This is a genomic window from Bradyrhizobium sp. F1.13.3 (genome assembly GCF_040548265.1).
Lineage (GTDB): Bacteria > Pseudomonadota > Alphaproteobacteria > Rhizobiales > Xanthobacteraceae > Bradyrhizobium.
In genome coordinates this window covers 25,518-41,153 of the sequence record NZ_JBEPRI010000005.1, presented here as the reverse complement: position 1 = coordinate 41,153, position 15,636 = coordinate 25,518, and the positions used below count along the sequence as shown (strand labels likewise).

15 protein-coding genes are annotated in these 15,636 nt (G+C 64.4%); 10 read left to right on the top strand and 5 right to left on the bottom strand.

Going from position 1 to position 15,636, the window contains the following annotated elements:
* Positions 1-30 precede the first annotated feature (30 nt).
* Positions 31-471: a DUF1489 family protein gene (locus ABIB66_RS15265; protein WP_275167966.1), complete on the top strand. Its 441-nt coding sequence runs from the start codon at positions 31-33 to the stop codon at positions 469-471.
* Here ABIB66_RS15265 and panC read toward each other — a convergent pair.
* Positions 468-1,319 (bottom strand): pantoate--beta-alanine ligase, encoded by an 852-nt coding sequence (gene panC, locus ABIB66_RS15260; protein WP_354209382.1) that lies wholly within the window; start codon positions 1,317-1,319, stop codon positions 468-470. The genes ABIB66_RS15265 and panC overlap by 4 nt on opposite strands.
* A 274-nt stretch (positions 1,320-1,593) precedes the next feature.
* Here panC and ABIB66_RS15255 point away from each other — a divergent pair, with 274 nt between their 5' ends.
* The 4 genes from ABIB66_RS15255 to ABIB66_RS15240 all read left to right on the top strand — a co-directional run bounded on the left by ABIB66_RS15255 (position 1,594) and on the right by ABIB66_RS15240 (position 5,388).
* Positions 1,594-2,517, top strand: coding sequence for a division plane positioning ATPase MipZ (locus ABIB66_RS15255; protein WP_018455186.1), 924 nt, complete (start codon positions 1,594-1,596; stop codon positions 2,515-2,517).
* A 344-nt stretch (positions 2,518-2,861) separates the two neighbouring features.
* Complete coding sequence (locus tag ABIB66_RS15250; protein ID WP_354209384.1) at positions 2,862-3,722, top strand: alpha/beta fold hydrolase; 861 nt, start codon at positions 2,862-2,864, stop codon at positions 3,720-3,722.
* A 120-nt stretch (positions 3,723-3,842) separates the two neighbouring features.
* On the top strand, positions 3,843-4,592 hold the full coding sequence (locus tag ABIB66_RS15245; RefSeq protein WP_354209385.1) for a vWA domain-containing protein: 750 nt from the start codon (positions 3,843-3,845) through the stop codon (positions 4,590-4,592).
* Positions 4,593-4,662: 70 nt separating this feature from the next.
* Entirely contained in the window at positions 4,663-5,388 is a 726-nt protein-coding gene (locus ABIB66_RS15240) for a DnaJ domain-containing protein (RefSeq protein WP_007603236.1), read from the top strand.
* A 223-nt stretch (positions 5,389-5,611) separates the two neighbouring features.
* Here ABIB66_RS15240 and ABIB66_RS15235 read toward each other — a convergent pair whose 3' ends face one another.
* Positions 5,612-7,456 carry a D-alanyl-D-alanine carboxypeptidase gene (locus tag ABIB66_RS15235; RefSeq protein ID WP_275167962.1) on the bottom strand — a complete coding sequence of 615 codons (1,845 nt, stop codon included), beginning with the start codon at positions 7,454-7,456 and terminating at the stop codon, positions 5,612-5,614.
* Positions 7,457-7,844: 388 nt separating this feature from the next.
* Between ABIB66_RS15235 and ABIB66_RS15230 the strand changes: the two genes are divergently transcribed.
* The 5 genes from ABIB66_RS15230 to ABIB66_RS15210 all read left to right on the top strand — a co-directional run bounded on the left by ABIB66_RS15230 (position 7,845) and on the right by ABIB66_RS15210 (position 12,626).
* Positions 7,845-8,183 (top strand): phasin family protein, encoded by a 339-nt coding sequence (locus ABIB66_RS15230; RefSeq protein WP_275167961.1) that lies wholly within the window; start codon positions 7,845-7,847, stop codon positions 8,181-8,183.
* Positions 8,184-8,344: 161 nt separating this feature from the next.
* The gene (locus tag ABIB66_RS15225) at positions 8,345-8,488 is read left to right on the top strand and encodes a hypothetical protein (RefSeq protein ID WP_354058829.1); all 144 of its coding nucleotides are present in this window, start codon (positions 8,345-8,347) and stop codon (positions 8,486-8,488) included.
* Positions 8,489-8,967: 479 nt separating this feature from the next.
* On the top strand, positions 8,968-9,300 hold the full coding sequence (clpS, locus tag ABIB66_RS15220; protein ID WP_018455182.1) for an ATP-dependent Clp protease adapter ClpS: 333 nt from the start codon (positions 8,968-8,970) through the stop codon (positions 9,298-9,300).
* 293 nt (positions 9,301-9,593) lie between these two features.
* Complete coding sequence (gene clpA / locus ABIB66_RS15215) at positions 9,594-11,999, top strand: ATP-dependent Clp protease ATP-binding subunit ClpA (protein WP_275167959.1); 2,406 nt, start codon at positions 9,594-9,596, stop codon at positions 11,997-11,999.
* 81 nt (positions 12,000-12,080) lie between these two features.
* Positions 12,081-12,626, top strand: coding sequence for a cupin domain-containing protein (locus ABIB66_RS15210; protein WP_354209386.1), 546 nt, complete (start codon positions 12,081-12,083; stop codon positions 12,624-12,626).
* A 46-nt stretch (positions 12,627-12,672) separates the two neighbouring features.
* Here the strand turns inward: ABIB66_RS15210 and ABIB66_RS15205 are convergent, their stop codons facing one another.
* The 3 genes from ABIB66_RS15205 to ABIB66_RS15195 form a co-directional block, all read right to left on the bottom strand.
* Positions 12,673-14,094 (bottom strand): MFS transporter, encoded by a 1,422-nt coding sequence (locus ABIB66_RS15205; RefSeq protein ID WP_354254983.1) that lies wholly within the window; start codon positions 14,092-14,094, stop codon positions 12,673-12,675.
* 148 nt (positions 14,095-14,242) lie between these two features.
* Positions 14,243-14,404 (bottom strand): hypothetical protein, encoded by a 162-nt coding sequence (locus tag ABIB66_RS15200; protein ID WP_275167956.1) that lies wholly within the window; start codon positions 14,402-14,404, stop codon positions 14,243-14,245.
* Between the two features lie 89 nt (positions 14,405-14,493).
* Positions 14,494-15,519, bottom strand: a complete 1,026-nt coding sequence (locus ABIB66_RS15195; RefSeq protein WP_354209388.1) for an aldo/keto reductase — start codon at positions 15,517-15,519, stop codon at positions 14,494-14,496.
* Positions 15,520-15,636 lie beyond the last annotated feature (117 nt).

Here is a 15,636-nt window from a genome sequence, read left to right as displayed (position 1 = left end):
AATGGGTGGCTGCCCGGCTAATGCTGGGGCATGCCACTACATCTGATCAAGCTCGCCGTCGGCTGCGAATCCGTCAAGGAATTGAAGGAGTGGACCGCCGAACGGATGCAGACCGCCAAGAAGAAGGGTCTGCCGCAACATCACATCCACATCACCCGCATGATGCCCAAGCGCGACGCCGAGATCCTGTCGGGCGGGTCGCTCTATTGGGTGATCAAGGGCGAGGTCGCCGCGCGCGAAAAGATCATCGGCATCGAGCCGTTCCGCGACAAGGACGGCATCGGGCGCTGCCGGATCGTGATGCAGCCGAAGGTGATCCCCGTGTCGCCGCGGCCGATGCGCCCGTTCCAGGGCTGGCGCTACCTTGCCGACGATTCGGTGCCGCCCGATCTCGGCAAGTCCGCCGCCGGCTCGATCGCGGCGATGCCGGAGCCGATGCGGCGCGAGCTGCGCGATCTCGGGCTGCTCTAAACCGCGATATTGTCGATCAGCCGGGTCGTGCCGAGCTTGGCCGCGACTAGGATGCGCAAGGGGCCGTCCTTGCGCGAGGTGACAGGCGCCAAGGTCGCTGCATGGCGGACCTCGAAATAGTCGAGCTCAAAGCCGGCCGCCATGATCATCGCGGCTGCGCGCGCCATTGCGGCCGCGACCGCCTCGCCAGCGCGGATGCGCCCGGCGCTCTCCTTCATGGCGCGGTACAGTGTGGTTGCGGTCTGCCGCTCCTGTGGCGACAAATAGACGTTGCGCGAGGACATCGCGAGCCCGTCGCGCTCGCGCACGGTGCGGGAACCGATCACCTTGACGCCGAGGTCGAGGTCGCGGGCCATCTGCGCCACCACTCGCAACTGCTGAAAATCCTTCTCGCCGAAGATCGCGACATCCGGCCGGCACTGCGTGAACAGCTTGCCGACGACGGTGGCGACGCCGCCGAAGAAATGCGGGCGGAAGCGGTCCTCAAGGCCGGCCAGCGCCGGTCCCTCCGGCACGATGCGGGTCGCAAAGCCCTCCGGATACATGGCCTCGGCGCCGGGATGCCAGACGATATCGACGTCCTCGGCGGCGAGCCTGGCGAGATCGGCCTTCCAGGTTCGCGGATAGGCGCCAAAATCCTCGGTCGGAGCGAACTGGGTCGGATTGACGAAGATCGACACCACGACGCGGCTCGCGCGCCGTCGGGCCAGGCGCACCAGCGACACATGGCCGTCATGGAGCGCTCCCATGGTCGGGACCAGCGCGATCGTGGCCTTTCGCTTGCGAAGATTGTCGACGGCGCGTCGCAAGTTGGGGACCGTGCGGGCGATCAAGGGGCTGCGTGACATCAGAACTCGACGCGGTTGGGAATCGACGGGCGCGTCCCGGCGCCCGGCAGGCTAACCTTAACAAGCGGCGACCATGGACGCCACGCATCCGGATGCGGCACAGCATCCCGCGCGCAAGAGGTCGCGACATTGTGGGCTGGATCACAGACGCGAAGCGGCGCGACGATTCATGATGAAGGACGGTGCGCCGCGAATTGTATTGCCTGTCCCGCATTTCACTTGACCGCAGACGCGGCCAACTTGAAGATATTAGTTAGGGGTGTTGAGGATCGCGATGCTTGTGCAAGCTAGCCAAGGCCAGTCCGGCTCGGCGCATGTTGTCGTGCTCGGCAACGAGAAGGGCGGCTCCGGCAAGTCGACCACCGCCTTGCACATTGCAGTCGCGCTTCTGAAAGCCGGCCAGCGCGTCGCCACCATCGACCTCGACTGCCGTCAGCAGAGCTTTACTCACTACATCAACAACCGATCCGCCTGGGCGCGCCGCACCAAGCTCGACCTCGAACTGCCGCTGCATCGCTGCATCAAGCTCGGCGAGACCATGCAGGTCGCCGAGAACGAGAATTCGGAGTTCCTTCAGTTCATGGAGGCGGTCTCGGCGGTCGAGAGCAGCTTCGACTTCATCGTCATCGATACGCCCGGCACCGACAGCTACCTGATGCGGCTTGCGCACTCGATGGCCGACACGCTGGTGACCCCGATCAACGACAGCTTCCTCGATTTCGATGTGCTCGGCACCGTCGATCCCGCCAATTACGCGGTGACGGGCGAGAGCCACTACGCCGAGATGGTGCGGGATGTCAGGCGCAAGCGCCGCCAGCTCGACGGCGCGACCACCGACTGGATCGTGGTGCGCAACCGCCTCTCGATGCTCGGCTCCCGCAACAAGCAGCTCGTTGCCGACGGGTTGAAGGATTTGTCGCTGCGGCTCGGCTTCCGCTACGTCGACGGCTTCGCCGAACGCGTCGTCTATCGCGAGTTCTTCCCGCGCGGCCTGACCGCGCTGGACGAGATCGACGAGGCCACCCTCGGCATGCGGCCCAATCTCGGCCATCTCACCGCGCGGGAGGAGGTGACGAGCCTGCTCCGCCAGCTCAAGCTTCCGCTCGACGAGCGCGGACGCCGCCGCGCGGCCAACCGCGCCGAGTGGTTCAATCAGGTCGACAAGCCGCTCGAGGTTCACGACATCCTCGGCGCCTGAGGTGGCGGTATATCGCTACTTCCGGACGATCAAAGCGGACGGTCTCCCGCGGGAACCGAGCCCGCGCTCAGCCGTTTTCACCCAGCGTTTACTGCAAAATTGAACCCGATCGAGACAGGTTGCGTCGGAAGGTGAGGTGCACCTGGCGTAGCCGCGTGAGAGCGAGGTGCCCAAGAAACGTGTGCGCCGCACAATGAAAGGGCTGATGGTTCACAATATTTAGCCTTCCTGTCACGCGCCTGTGACATATATTAGGGAATAGGCGACCAGGGGCCGAAGAGCTCCGGAAGAACACGATTTTCAACAGGGATTCAGGCCGCAAGAGCCTGAGGCTGAGGACGAAAATGAAGCGTGGAATTGCCGTTCTGGTTTCGGTCAGTGCCCTCTGTGGCGTCGCCTATTTCACGGCGAGCAAGTGGGCAATCAGGCACGAGACCATCACCTTCTACGATGCCTCGCGCGACAACCGTGCGGTGCCCGTCGATATCGCGATCCGTCGTGACAAGGAAATGCAGGCCAATGCCGGCATGATCACGATGCCGGTCGCCGTGATCAACCACGGCAACACCGTCAAGAACACCGAGTACGGCTTCCTCGCCAACATTTTCGCGGCGCGCGGCTACCTCGTCGTCAGCCCGCAGCATGATTTGCCGACCGATCCTCCGATGGTGACCAAGCCCGGCGAGATCTATGTCGGCCGGCTGCCGCAGATCCTGCGCGGCGTCGCCAACATCCATCTCGCCATGCAGGAGATGAAGAAGGTCCAGCCCAACGCCGACTACGACAAGGTGACCATGGTCGGCCACTCCATGGGCGGCGACATCACGATGTATTTCGCAAAGCAGTATCCGGATGAGGTCAAGAAGGTCGTCACGCTCGACAATCTTCGCGTGCCCTTCGTCACCGCCGGCAAGTTCAAGATCCTGTCGTTCCGCTCCACCGATCCGCAGTTCAAGGCCGATGCGGGCGTGATCCCGACCGACGAGGAATGCGAGAAGGCCGGCATCCAGGTCGTGAAGACCGAATTCCAGCACAACGACATGCGTGACACCGGTCCCGACGCTGCCAAGAACTCGATCCAGGGCATGCTCGACAAGTTCCTGAGCGCGACCGACAGCGAAGTGGCGCCGGTCGACACGCAATCGTCCCCGCCCAAGATTCTCGAGCCCGGGCCGGTCGCGTTGATGGCGCCTGCCAAGAGCTGACCCCTTCCTCGTCGTCGGTACCGATTTCAAAGCCTCCGCCGGCTACCGCCTGCGGGGGCTTTGTACATTGACCGGGCTTGATCCGCTGACCACATTAGTCGCTCACGCAAGGGTCAAGGAATGTCGGGCGAACCCATCAAACCGCGCGGCCGCGATGCCATCTCGGCGCAACCAGGCGGCGCTGTGCCGCAGGCGGGGACCTCGACCTCGGAGGACATTGCCGCCTTCGTCGCCAACGCGCGCGCGCTGTCACCGCATGCGCCCGGTGCGAAAGGACGGCTGATCTTCGCGCTGGATGCGACGATGAGCCGGCAGCCGACCTGGGACATGGCCTGTGCGCTTCAGGCCGACATGTTCCGTGAGACCGCCGCACTCGGCAGTCTCGACATCCGGCTCGTCTACTATCGCGGCTTCAACGAGTGCCGCGCCACGGGATGGATCTCCGACAGCGCCAGGCTTGCGGCGCTGATGAGCAAGATCGATTGCCGTGGCGGCGACACCCAGATCGGCAAGGTGCTGAGCGAGGCGCGGCGCGAGGCGGTCGCATCCGGCGTGCGCGCCGTTGTCTTCGTCGGCGACGCCATGGAGGAGAACGTCGACGAGCTCTGCGCCAAGGCCGGCGAGCTAGGCATGCTCAAAGTGCCTGTGTTCGTATTTCAGGAAGGCCATGACGCGGTGGCCGAGCAGACCTTTCGCGAGATCGCGCGCCTGACCGGCGGCGCCTGGTGCCGGTTTGATCCGGGCGCGGCGGCGCAGTTGCGCGAGCTGTTGCGCGCAGCCGCCGCCTACGCGGCCGGCGGACGCGAGGCGCTGTTGCAATTGGCGAAGACCGCCAGTGGCGCGGCCAGGCTGATCGGCCAGATGAAGTAGCGCTGGCGCGCGGCCGGCGGTGGCACAAGGACACGATGCTTTTTGGCGGTAGGCCGACTATATTCCGGCCATGACCCTGATCGCCGGCGCTATCGCTGTTATCACCCTTTATCTGCTGCTCCAGATGTTCCGTTCCGCCAATCCGGCCGTGCTGGCACGCGCGATCAGGTTCGGCGGCGGCGTGGTCGCGCTGGCTGTCGCAGCGTTCACGGGCTTGAAGGGCGAACTGGTGGTGGCGATCCCGCTCGGGATATTCGGTGCCGGCCTCCTGGGCTGGACACCGATGGCAAACGCCGGTTTCGGCAATATCGGCGGGCTGTTCGGCGGGGGCGCGACGCGCCCGGCCGGTCAGGCCTCGCGCGTGCGCTCGCAATTCCTCGATATGCGGCTCGATCACGATTCCGGCCAGCTCGGAGGCCGGATCGTCGCCGGGCCTCACGCCGGGCGCGATCTCGATGAGTTCGATCTCGCGGCCCTGCTGGCAATGGTCCCGGCGTTCGACGCCGAGAGCGTGGCCCTACTTGAAAGCTATCTGGACCGCCGGTTTCCCGCTTGGCGTCAGAACGCGCAGGGCGACGCGGCAGGGGGGCAGCGCCGCACGGTGGCGACCGGCAAAATGACGACGGAGGAGGCCTATCAGATCCTTGGCCTGCAGCCGGGGGCGGGGCGTGACGACATCAGCCGGGCTCACAAGTCCCTGATGAAGAAACTGCATCCCGACCAGGGGGGCTCGACGTATCTCGCTGCCCGTGTAAACGAGGCCAAGGATACTCTGCTTCGCACGCATAACGGCTAACTCCGGCACCACGCTACAAACGCTCGTCCCGTGTGAGCTCCGTTTGCTCTGTTTGCCGTCGCCCGATGCCCGCCGTTGTCGGCGTGGTCGATCCCTTGCGTAAAGTTTTAACCGTAAATCCTTGACGAGAGGTTGTCGTGGAACAGCCTCGTCGGTCACCGCATCCCAAAAATGAAAATGCCCGCGCGAGGCGCGGGCATTTTCATTGGAGCGGTGCGAAAGATCAGTTGCGGACGGTCATGCAGGAGATATCGGCGCGCTTCAGGGTGCGGCAGACGGCTTCGGCCTGGTCTCGGTCGAGCCCGGCGAAGCGGGCGCGGTAGAGCTTGCGATTGTCTTTCGCGACGACCGGCTCGGTGAACGGGTCGGCCTTGCTGAGCAGGCCGCGGGCCGAGCTGCGTGCGGCGTCGATGCGCTGCTGGGCTTCGTTCTCGCTCTCGAGCGCGCCGACCTGGACGATCCAGCCGCTGTGGGTGACGACCGGCTTCGTGGTGGCGCTCATCTGGATCGGCTGCAGCGCCGGGTCGGCTGACGCGAGCTTCGGAGCAGCCGGGGCGGGCGCAGCGGCGGTTGCGGCCGGCAATACGCCGAGGATGCCGTTGCCAGTGCCGAAGCCCGCCGGCTGCCGCGGCAGCTCGGCACGGGCAATCTCGGCCTTCGGCGCTTCCGGTTGGCTGACGATCTCGTGCTTGTTGATGAGGTCTGCCCGGGCGACGACGGCGCCGGAGGTTTCGGCGATGTCGGAGCGAGCCGCAATCGTGCTCGTGACCTGCGGTGCGATCTGAGCCGGGGCGGCCGAGGCGACCTTCACGGCGCCGGCCTTGACCTGGACGGTCTTGACCCGGACCGGCTTCATCGGCTCGGACGAGCCGGGGATGATCGAGAGCGGCTGGCTCGAGATCACGCCATTGGTGAGCGGCGCAGGCTCGATCTTGGATTCAGTCGGCCGAACTTCAGGCTTGTTGGCTTCAGATCTGGGCTGAGCCGGCGGCACCGCGGCGGTCGCAGCCGCAAGCGTCGCCAGGCGCGCGGCGAGACGCGACGGGGCTGCTTCGGGAGCAGGGGCAGCCTGGACCTGCGGAGCGGAGCGGGCCGGGGTGTCCGACGCATCGGCAACCTCGGCAGCGGCGTCGGAGCCGTTGCGCTCGGTGACCGCCGCGACGGTGTGGGTGGTCGCGGCCTTATCGAGGTTCTCCGCGAGCAGGTTACGCATGATGGCGTCCCGCGAGCCGCCGCTGCGGCCGCCCAGCACCACGCCGATCAGGTGGCGATTGCCGCGGCGCATCGAGGTCACGAGATTGAAGCCGGAGGCACGGGTGTAGCCGGTCTTGATGCCGTCCACGCCCTCGACATTACCGAGCAGATGATTGTGGTTCCGGATCGACTGTCCGCGCCAGTTGAACGTCGAGGTCGCAAAATAACGATAGTAGCGCGGGAAGCGCTCCTGGATGGCGCGGCCGAGCGTGGCCTGGTCGCGGGCGGTCGTGACCTGCTCGTCGTTGGGAAGGCCGTTGGCGTTGCGGTAAACCGTCCTGGACATGCCGAGCGAACGCGCCTTGCGCGTCATCATCTGGGCGAAGTCGTCCTCGTCGCCGCCAATCGCTTCCGCGATCACAACGGCTGCGTCGTTGGCGGAGCGAGTGACGAGACCCTTGATCGCGTCCTCGACGCGAATGGTCTGGCCGGCACGCAGGTTCAGCTTGGTCGGATCCTGATCGGCGGCGTGCTGCGACACCGGCATCTCGGTATCGAGCTTCATCTTCCCTGACTCGAGGCGCTCGAACAGCAGATAGAGCGTCATGATCTTGGTCAGCGAGGCCGGATGGCGGATCCCGTCGGGACTCGTGGCCTGAAGCACGGAGCCGGAATTGCCGTCGACGATGATCGACGCGAATTTCGGGCTGGAACTCTCGGACACATCGCGCTGCACGCGGTGGTGCGCAGTGTGACGCCGGTGGCGCCGCGCCTCGGCAGCATCTGTGGTGAAGATGACTGCAGTGGTGACCGCAAGAAGCCCAAAAACGCCAACCCGCGCCAAGCGCGAGGAAGACAAGTTTTTACGAAGCATGAAACCCCGTCCCCGTTTCTGACTTGATCACCGGCTCGTGAGGCGAAATTGTGCCCAATGGACCCGGGATCATTACCTGCTCAGGCTGGCCCTCCGCAGATGTTCGCCGCGGGGGACGTTGGGCCTGAGCCGCTGTTCTGGCTAAGGTGATGTTCTCCAACGGCTTTTGGCCGCTTGTGGAAGTTGAACACGTCCAGGGAATCAAGGTAGGGCGCCGCGGTTTCCAAAAGCTTAAGGAACCATTGCGGGAAACCCCGGTAATCGTGGCGAATTTTGTATGTTATTTGTGCGACGCACAAAATTCTTGACTTTTTTGTGCGTTGCACTAATTGTGAGCAGAGTCAGGGAGCCGGGGCTTCCCGACGAGAGCTAGGGAAAAGGATTCCGAATGTTCAAGGTTGAAGACTTTCAAGGCTACGGGAAAGAGCACTTCGAGCAGTACGTCGCCTCCGCGACCTCGATGCAGCACGGCCTTCAGGCGATCGCCAGCGCCTACGGCGACTACACCAAGAAGTCGTTCGAAGACACCAAGTCCTTTGTCGAGAAGCTTTCCGGCGTGAAGTCGCTGGACAAGGCGATGGAAGCGCAGACCGATTTCGCCCGTTCCGCCTACGAGACCTTCGTCGCGGAATCGCAGAAGATCGCCGGCCTCTACAGCGACCTCGCCAAGCAGGCGTTCAAGCCGGTCGAGACCATCGTGTCGAAGTTCACTCCGGCGACGAACTAACGTTTCCTCGACGTCCTGGAATCAAAGGCCCGGCTGAAGCAGCCGGGCTTTTTTGTTTATCGCGGGGTGTGGTCTCAGCGCGCCGCGCGCAGCTTCGACGGGGACGTGCCGATGTCCTTGAACACCGAGACGTCTGATCTGCCTTCGTCACTCGATAGAACTTGTCGGTGCCGTTCGCGCAATATTGCAGCACGCTGGAGGTCGGGTCGCTGCCGGTGTTCACCTGCACCGTATGGATCGTGATGTTCGCCGCCTTGGCGTTATCGCACAGCTTCTTCTGCCGCGCGTCGATCTGCGAGGCGTGACGATCCCCGGAAATCTGTGCCTTTGCCCCTTTTCGCGTCACGCCATTGAGGGTCAATTGGTCCGTAGAAAACCGGAGATATCCCGCTCGAAACCGCCGCAGCCGCGTGACCGGCCGGGTTCCTGGTCAACATCTTCTAAACGGGCGGGGCGGAAGGTTTTGTCAAATCAGTCCGGATTGACTAACCTTGGCGAGGATCGCCCGACCCGGGAATCGGGACCGCCATGGCCGCCTCGGCCGAGCTGTCGCACGCTTGCGGCGAGCCGGGGTCAGGCCCATATTCGGTGAAGCCGATCTGGCTTGGACCGGACCGGTTGGAAGCGGCGATCCAACAAGGCGGTGCGCCTGTGCGAACTCCGAAGGCCGGGGCTGCGCGGCGAACCGCCATACGCTTCCGTGGGGAATTTGAACGCCTGAGCCATGCCGCAACTGTCTTCCAGACCAGACCTGTCCGCGGCCGCCGCCGCCCACGCTCCCCTGATGAGCAACGACGAGAACCGTTCCGGCGGTCCCTCTGCGCCAAACACGTCCGTCATCACCAAGGTCAAGCCGAAGACCAAGCGGCCGAACCTGTACCGTGTGCTGATCCTGAACGACGATTACACGCCGATGGAATTCGTCGTTCATGTGCTGGAGAAATTCTTCCAGAAGGACGCCGAGGCCGCAACCAAGATCATGCTGCACGTTCATCATCACGGGATCGGGGAGTGCGGCGTGTTCACCTACGAGATCGCCGAGACCAAGGTGACGCAGGTGATGGATTTCGCTCGCAAGCACCAGCATCCCCTGCAATGCGTGATGGAAAAGAAGTAAAACACCACACGTTACGGCACGTTTGAAGCCGGTGCTTGGACATGTCGCAGTGATTGCCGCGTGATGTCTGCGCGTGATGTTCGTTGCAGACGGCAAAACTACGGAATTTCGGACCGGTGCGGATCGTGCCCCAATCGGAACGGGTTTTGCATCGAAAAGTACCGCAGCTGTGCAGCCGCCTGAGTCGCGGAACCGGTCTTTCGCCGCGATCTTGTATAACTATATGTGACAAAGGTTGTTGTTGCCTGACCGGGCGATGACGATCATGATGGTGGGGGCCATAGAGGACGCGAATGCCGACTTTTTCCCAAAGCCTTGAACAATCCCTGCATCGTGCACTGGCGATCGCAAACGAGCGTCATCACCAATACGCGACGCTCGAGCATCTTTTGCTCTCCCTGATCGACGACTCCGATGCAGCCGCCGTCATGCGCGCCTGTAGCGTCGACCTCGACAAGCTCCGTACGAGCCTCGTCAATTATCTTGAGACCGAATTCGAGAACCTGGTGACGGACGGCGCCGACGACGCCAAGCCGACCGCAGGTTTCCAGCGCGTGATCCAGCGCGCGGTGATCCACGTGCAGTCGTCCGGTCGCGAAGAGGTGACCGGCGCCAACGTGCTGATCGCGATCTTTGCCGAGCGCGAGAGCCATGCCGCGTATTTCCTGCAGGAGCAGGACATGACGCGCTACGACGCCGTCAACTATATCAGCCACGGTATCGCCAAGCGGCCGGGTGTCTCCGAGGCGCGGCCGGTGCGCGGTGTCGACGAGGAGACCGAGACCAAGGGCAGCGAGGACGCCAAGAAGAAGGGCGAGGCGCTCGAGACCTATTGCGTCAACCTCAACAAGAAGGCGCGCGACGGCAAGATCGATCCGGTGATCGGACGCAATTCCGAGATCAACCGTGCGATCCAGGTGCTGTGCCGCCGGCAGAAGAACAATCCGCTGTTCGTGGGCGAAGCCGGGGTCGGCAAGACCGCGATTGCGGAGGGCCTGGCCAAGCGCATCGTCGACAGCGAGGTGCCGGAGGTTCTGGCGGCTGCGACCGTGTTCTCGCTCGACATGGGCACGCTGCTCGCCGGCACGCGCTATCGCGGCGACTTCGAGGAACGTTTGAAGCAGGTGCTGAAGGAGCTCGAGGCGCATCCCAACGCCATCCTGTTCATCGATGAGATCCACACCGTGATCGGTGCGGGCGCGACGTCGGGCGGGGCGATGGATGCCTCGAACCTGCTCAAGCCCGCGCTCGCTTCCGGCACCATCCGCTGCATGGGCTCGACCACCTACAAGGAATACCGCCAGCACTTCGAGAAGGACCGCGCGCTGGTGCGGCGCTTCCAGAAGATCGACGTCAACGAGCCGACTGTCGAGGATGCGATCGCAATCCTCAAGGGCCTCAAGCCGTATTTCGAAGACTACCACCGGCTGAAATACACCAATGAGGCGATCGAGGCTGCGGTGCAGCTCTCTTCGCGCTACATCCACGACCGCAAGCTGCCGGATAAGGCGATCGACGTGATCGACGAATCCGGCGCAGCGCAGATGCTGGTCGCCGAGAACAAGCGCAAGAAGACCATCGGCATCAAGGAGATCGAGACCACGATCGCCTCGATGGCGCGGATCCCGCCGAAGAGCGTGTCGAAGGACGATGCCGAGGTGCTCAAGCATCTCGAGCAGACCCTGAAGCGTACCGTGTTCGGTCAGGACAAGGCGATCGAGTCGCTCGCCGCTTCGATCAAGCTGGCGCGAGCCGGCCTGCGCGAGCCGGAGAAGCCGATCGGCTGCTATCTGTTCTCGGGTCCGACCGGCGTTGGCAAGACCGAGGTCGCAAAGCAGCTTGCGGCGTCGCTCGGCGTCGAGCTGTTGCGCTTCGACATGTCCGAATACATGGAGCGGCACACCGTGTCGCGTCTGATCGGCGCGCCTCCCGGCTATGTCGGCTTCGATCAGGGCGGCCTGCTCACTGACGGCGTCGATCAGCATCCGCATTGCGTGGTGCTGCTCGACGAGATCGAGAAGGCGCATCCCGATCTCTACAACGTTCTGCTCCAGATCATGGATCACGGCCGGCTCACCGACCACAACGGCAAGCAGGTCAACTTCCGCAACGTGATCCTGATCATGACCACGAATGCGGGCGCGTCCGATCTCGCCAAGCAGGCGTTCGGCTTCACGCGTTCGAAGCGGGAAGGCGACGACCACGAGGCGATCAACCGGCAGTTCGCGCCGGAATTCCGCAACCGTCTCGATGCCGTCGTGTCGTTCGGCCATCTCAGCGTCGAGGTGATCGGTACGGTGGTCGAGAAGTTCGTGCTTCAGCTCGAAGCGCAACTCGGCGATCGCGACGTCACTATCGAGCTGTCGGAACCCGCCAAGACCTGGCTGGTGAAGCATGGTTACGACGAGCAGATGGGCGCACGTCCCATGGCTCGTGTGATCCAGGAGCACATCAAGAAGCCGCTGGCCGACGAGGTGCTGTTCGGCAAGCTCAAGGGTGGCGGCCATGTCCGCGTCGTTCTGGTCAAGGACGAGGCCGACGAGACCAAGGACAAGATCGGCTTCGAGTTCGTCGAGGGTCCGGTCACGCCGAAGCAGGAGAAGCTCCCGGGTGCCCGCAAGCGCCCGCCGGGCAAGTCTAAGCCCGGTGGCCCCGGCGGCTCGAAGGGGCCGACCAAGAGCCCGCTGGTCAAGGTTTGATCTGCACGCGAAGAATTGAGAAGGCCGGCTGAGAAGCCGGCCTTTCTTATGGGCAGTCAAATATAAGCAAGAAGATCCGGTATGACCAACACGCCTTCTGCAGACTCGTCGTCAGCTTCCTCGATCCCCGCCGACGATCCCGGCCGCGCCCTGACGGTCGCCGATCCCGACGGCGCTGACGTGCCGCATATCTCTGTGGCCGGCGGCACCTACACGGTCCTGGTGTCGGGCGCGCAGACCGCAGGACGCTATTGCCTGGTCGACATGCTGGTGCCCGCCGGCGGCGGGCCCCCGCCGCACCGCCACGACTTCGAGGAAATGTTCACGCTGCTCGAAGGCGAACTTGAATTCACCTTTCGCGGTAAGTCCCATACCGTAAGTGCGGGGGCGACCGTCAACGTTCCGGCCAACGCGCCGCACGCGTTCAAGAACGTTTCCAGCAAGACAGCCCGTATGCTCTGCATGTGCACGCCAGCGGGACAGGACGAATTCTTCCTGGCGGTTGGCTTTCCCGTCGAAAGCCGCACATCGCCACCGCCGAAGCCGACCCCGGAAGAAATGGCTGAGAAGGGTAAGCTGATCGCAGCACTGCTGCCGAAATATCGCACCGAGATGGTGAAGATGTGAGGCGCGGCGGACGCAGCCGAAATCGGCCTTCCCAAATGGTTACGCGCTATTCGCCGCGCAGGCGCTGGTCGTCTTGCACGCGAACATGCTCGGCGCCGCGCGCGCCCGCGGGCGACAGCCGCAACATGCTCAGCGCCGCGCCGCAGAGCGCGAAGCCGACGCCGGTCAGCAACGCGATCCTGGTTCCCTCGATCGGATAGCGGCCGAGGAACAGCGCGACCAGCGCTGCGCCGGTGGTCTGCCCAAGCAGCCGCGCCGTCCCGAGCATGCCGCTGGCACCGCCGGCACGCTCGCGCGGGGCGGCCGCGATCATGGTGCGGTTGTTGGGGGTCTGGAACAGGCCGAAGCCGGCGCCAGCCAGCGCCATCCGCCAGATCACGTCGAGCGGTGTGGGCGCCGCCGGCAACAAGGCGAGCGCAGCGAGGCCGCAGGCGAACAGCGTGAGCCCGATGCCGCCGAGCAGGCCGGCCGGATAATGCTCGACCAGGCGACCGGCGAGGGGTGCTGCGAACGCCACCGCGATCGGCCACGGCGTGATCAAGAGACCCATATGCACCGCCGAATAGCCGAAGCGGCTCTGGAGGTAGAAGGGGATCGCAACGAAGGCCAGCATCTGCCCGCAGAACGAGGCGATCGAGGTCGCAATCGACAGGGCGAACACCGGGATGCGCAACAGGTCGACCGGCAAGAGCGGCGAGGCCATGTGGGTCTCGCGGTAGATCAGCAGTGCGCCGGCGACGAGAGCTACGGCGAACTGCACGAGGCAGGTGATCGCCGCTTCGCCATGACCGACGCTATCGACGGCCGCGATGCCGACGCCGAAAGTGATCGCGGACAGTCCCGCGCTCTGCCAGTCGAAGGAATGGCTCGCAGGCCTGGTGTGCGGCAGGCTGCGCAGGCCCAGTACCAATGTCACCGCGCCGAGCGGGACGTTGATGGCGAACAGCCAGGGCCAGCTGCCGAATGCCAGGATGCCGGCGGCGAGCGTCGGGCCGACCGCGGCCGAGAAGGCGACGACGAGAGCGTTGAGTCCGATGCCGCGGCCGAGCTGGCTGCGGGGGTAGGTGAAGCGCACCAGCGCTGCGTTGACGCTCATAATGCCGGCCGCGCCGAACCCCTGCACGATGCGGGCAATCGTGAGGAGCGGCAGCGTATGCGCCAGCGCGCAGAATGCGGAGGCAAGCGTGAACAGCACCAGGCCGACCAGATAGACGCGGCGATAGCCGACGATCTCGCCGAGCGAAGCCAGCGGCAGCAGCGAGATCGTGATCGCGAGCTGGTAGCCGTTGACGATCCAGATCGAGAACGCCGGGCTGGCGTCGAGGTCGGCCGCGATCGTCGGCAGCGCGACATTGGCGATGGCGCTGTCGACCACTGCCATAATGATGCCGAGCGCAATGGTCAGGACCGCCTGGCTGCGCTGCGGCTGCGGCAGGCCGTCGGCGTGCTCCATTTGGGCTGGCGACATGATGGCGGCGTGCTTGATTCGAGCCGTGGTTCGTCTCCGGACTAGAAAATTGCGAGATGCATCGCAACCCGGCAGGATACGGGCGGTTCCTGCGCCAGGAGCGGGTCTCCCGGCACCGCGGGCATGGGTCGGGACGGCTCTCGCGGGCTCACCAGCGCGAGGTCGACTTCCCGAACACATAGAGCGCGACGAGCCCAACCGTCACCGCGGTCGAGACGATCAGGATGGTCCGATCCCGATCGATCCCGCTCCGCTCGGCGCGCTTGAGATTGAGAGCGGTGAACAGGGCCTTCATGGCAAATCGGCGCATCGGGCTGCCTCGCGGGTGCGCATGATGCCACCGTCGGCGCGGACCGGCTTGATGCAGCTCAAGCCGGCCCTGCGCCGCGCGCCCGGTCGCTAAACCGGCGGCGGATTGCGGTCACTAAAGGCCGTGCGCTGGTGCCAGTAAGGATAGGGCAGCGTCACCTTGCTCGCCGCATCGAGCTTTGCGATCTGGTCCTGGGTCAATGACCAGCCGACTGCGCCGAGATTTTCGCGCAGCTGCGTCTCGTTGCGCGCGCCGATGATCAGCGTCGAGACGGTCGGACGCTGCAGCAGCCAGTTCAGCGCGATCTGCGAGACGCTCTTGCCGGTTTCCTTGGCGACCTCGTCGATCGCATCGACGACGCGATAGACGTGCTCGTCCGGCACGGGCGGGCCGAACTCGGCCGTCTTGGGCAAGCGGCTTACGTCAGGCTTTGGCTGGCCGCGGCGGATCTTTCCGGTGAGGCGTCCCCATCCGAGCGGCGACCAGACCACTGCGCCGAGGCCCTGGTCGAGGCCGAGCGGCATCAGCTCCCATTCGTAGTCGCGTCCGATCAGTGAGTAATAGGTCTGGTTGGCGACGTAGCGCGGGAAGCCATGCTTGTCGGCAACGCCGAGCGATTTCATCAGGTGCCAACCCGAAAAGTTCGACACGCCGACGTAGCGGATCTTGCCGGCGCGCACGAGCACGTCGAGAGTCGCGAGCACCTCTTCAGGCGGGGTGAAGGCGTCGAAGCCGTGGAGCTGGAACAGGTCGACGTAATCAGTGCCGAGTCGGCTCAGCGAAGCATCGATGGCCGAGAGCAGATGCTGCCGCGACGACCCGATGTCGTTGGGGCCGTCGCCGAAGCGGAACGTCGCCTTGGTCGAGATCAAAACCTTGTCGCGACGGCCCTTGATGGCTTCGCCGAGCACGCGCTCGGACTCGCCGAGCGAATAGACGTTCGCGGTGTCGAACATCGACACGCCGGCATCCAGGCAGATATCCAGAAGGCGCCGCGCTTCGGTCGCGTCAGTCGTGCCCCACGCAGCGAGGCGGCCAACGCCGCCGAAGGTACCGGTCCCAAGGCTCAAGGCGGGCACCATCAGGCCCGAGCGGCCCAAGCGTCGGTATTCCATCAATATGCTCCTCGGCTGGCCGCTGATCGATCCCCGCGGCCCCTGTGCCGGATGGTAGAGCAAGCACGCGCCGTGTCCTATTGCGTGCTCACATAGCGGCTCTGCTGGGGCCGCACG

Coding starts and splice junctions, on each gene's coding strand:
- ABIB66_RS15230 (WP_275167961.1), top strand. CDS start 7,845: ATGTTCAAGGTTGAAGACTTTCAAGGCTACGGGAAAGAGCACTTCGAG.
- ABIB66_RS15205 (WP_354254983.1), bottom strand. CDS start 14,094: ATGTCGCCAGCCCAAATGGAGCACGCCGACGGCCTGCCGCAGCCGCAG.
- ABIB66_RS15250 (WP_354209384.1), top strand. CDS start 2,862: ATGAAGCGTGGAATTGCCGTTCTGGTTTCGGTCAGTGCCCTCTGTGGC.
- ABIB66_RS15240 (WP_007603236.1), top strand. CDS start 4,663: ATGACCCTGATCGCCGGCGCTATCGCTGTTATCACCCTTTATCTGCTG.
- ABIB66_RS15235 (WP_275167962.1), bottom strand. CDS start 7,456: ATGCTTCGTAAAAACTTGTCTTCCTCGCGCTTGGCGCGGGTTGGCGTT.
- clpA (WP_275167959.1), top strand. CDS start 9,594: ATGCCGACTTTTTCCCAAAGCCTTGAACAATCCCTGCATCGTGCACTG.
- ABIB66_RS15265 (WP_275167966.1), top strand. CDS start 31: ATGCCACTACATCTGATCAAGCTCGCCGTCGGCTGCGAATCCGTCAAG.
- ABIB66_RS15200 (WP_275167956.1), bottom strand. CDS start 14,404: ATGCGCCGATTTGCCATGAAGGCCCTGTTCACCGCTCTCAATCTCAAG.
- panC (WP_354209382.1), bottom strand. CDS start 1,319: ATGTCACGCAGCCCCTTGATCGCCCGCACGGTCCCCAACTTGCGACGC.
- ABIB66_RS15195 (WP_354209388.1), bottom strand. CDS start 15,519: ATGGAATACCGACGCTTGGGCCGCTCGGGCCTGATGGTGCCCGCCTTG.
- ABIB66_RS15255 (WP_018455186.1), top strand. CDS start 1,594: ATGCTTGTGCAAGCTAGCCAAGGCCAGTCCGGCTCGGCGCATGTTGTC.
- ABIB66_RS15245 (WP_354209385.1), top strand. CDS start 3,843: ATGTCGGGCGAACCCATCAAACCGCGCGGCCGCGATGCCATCTCGGCG.
- clpS (WP_018455182.1), top strand. CDS start 8,968: ATGAGCAACGACGAGAACCGTTCCGGCGGTCCCTCTGCGCCAAACACG.
- ABIB66_RS15210 (WP_354209386.1), top strand. CDS start 12,081: ATGACCAACACGCCTTCTGCAGACTCGTCGTCAGCTTCCTCGATCCCC.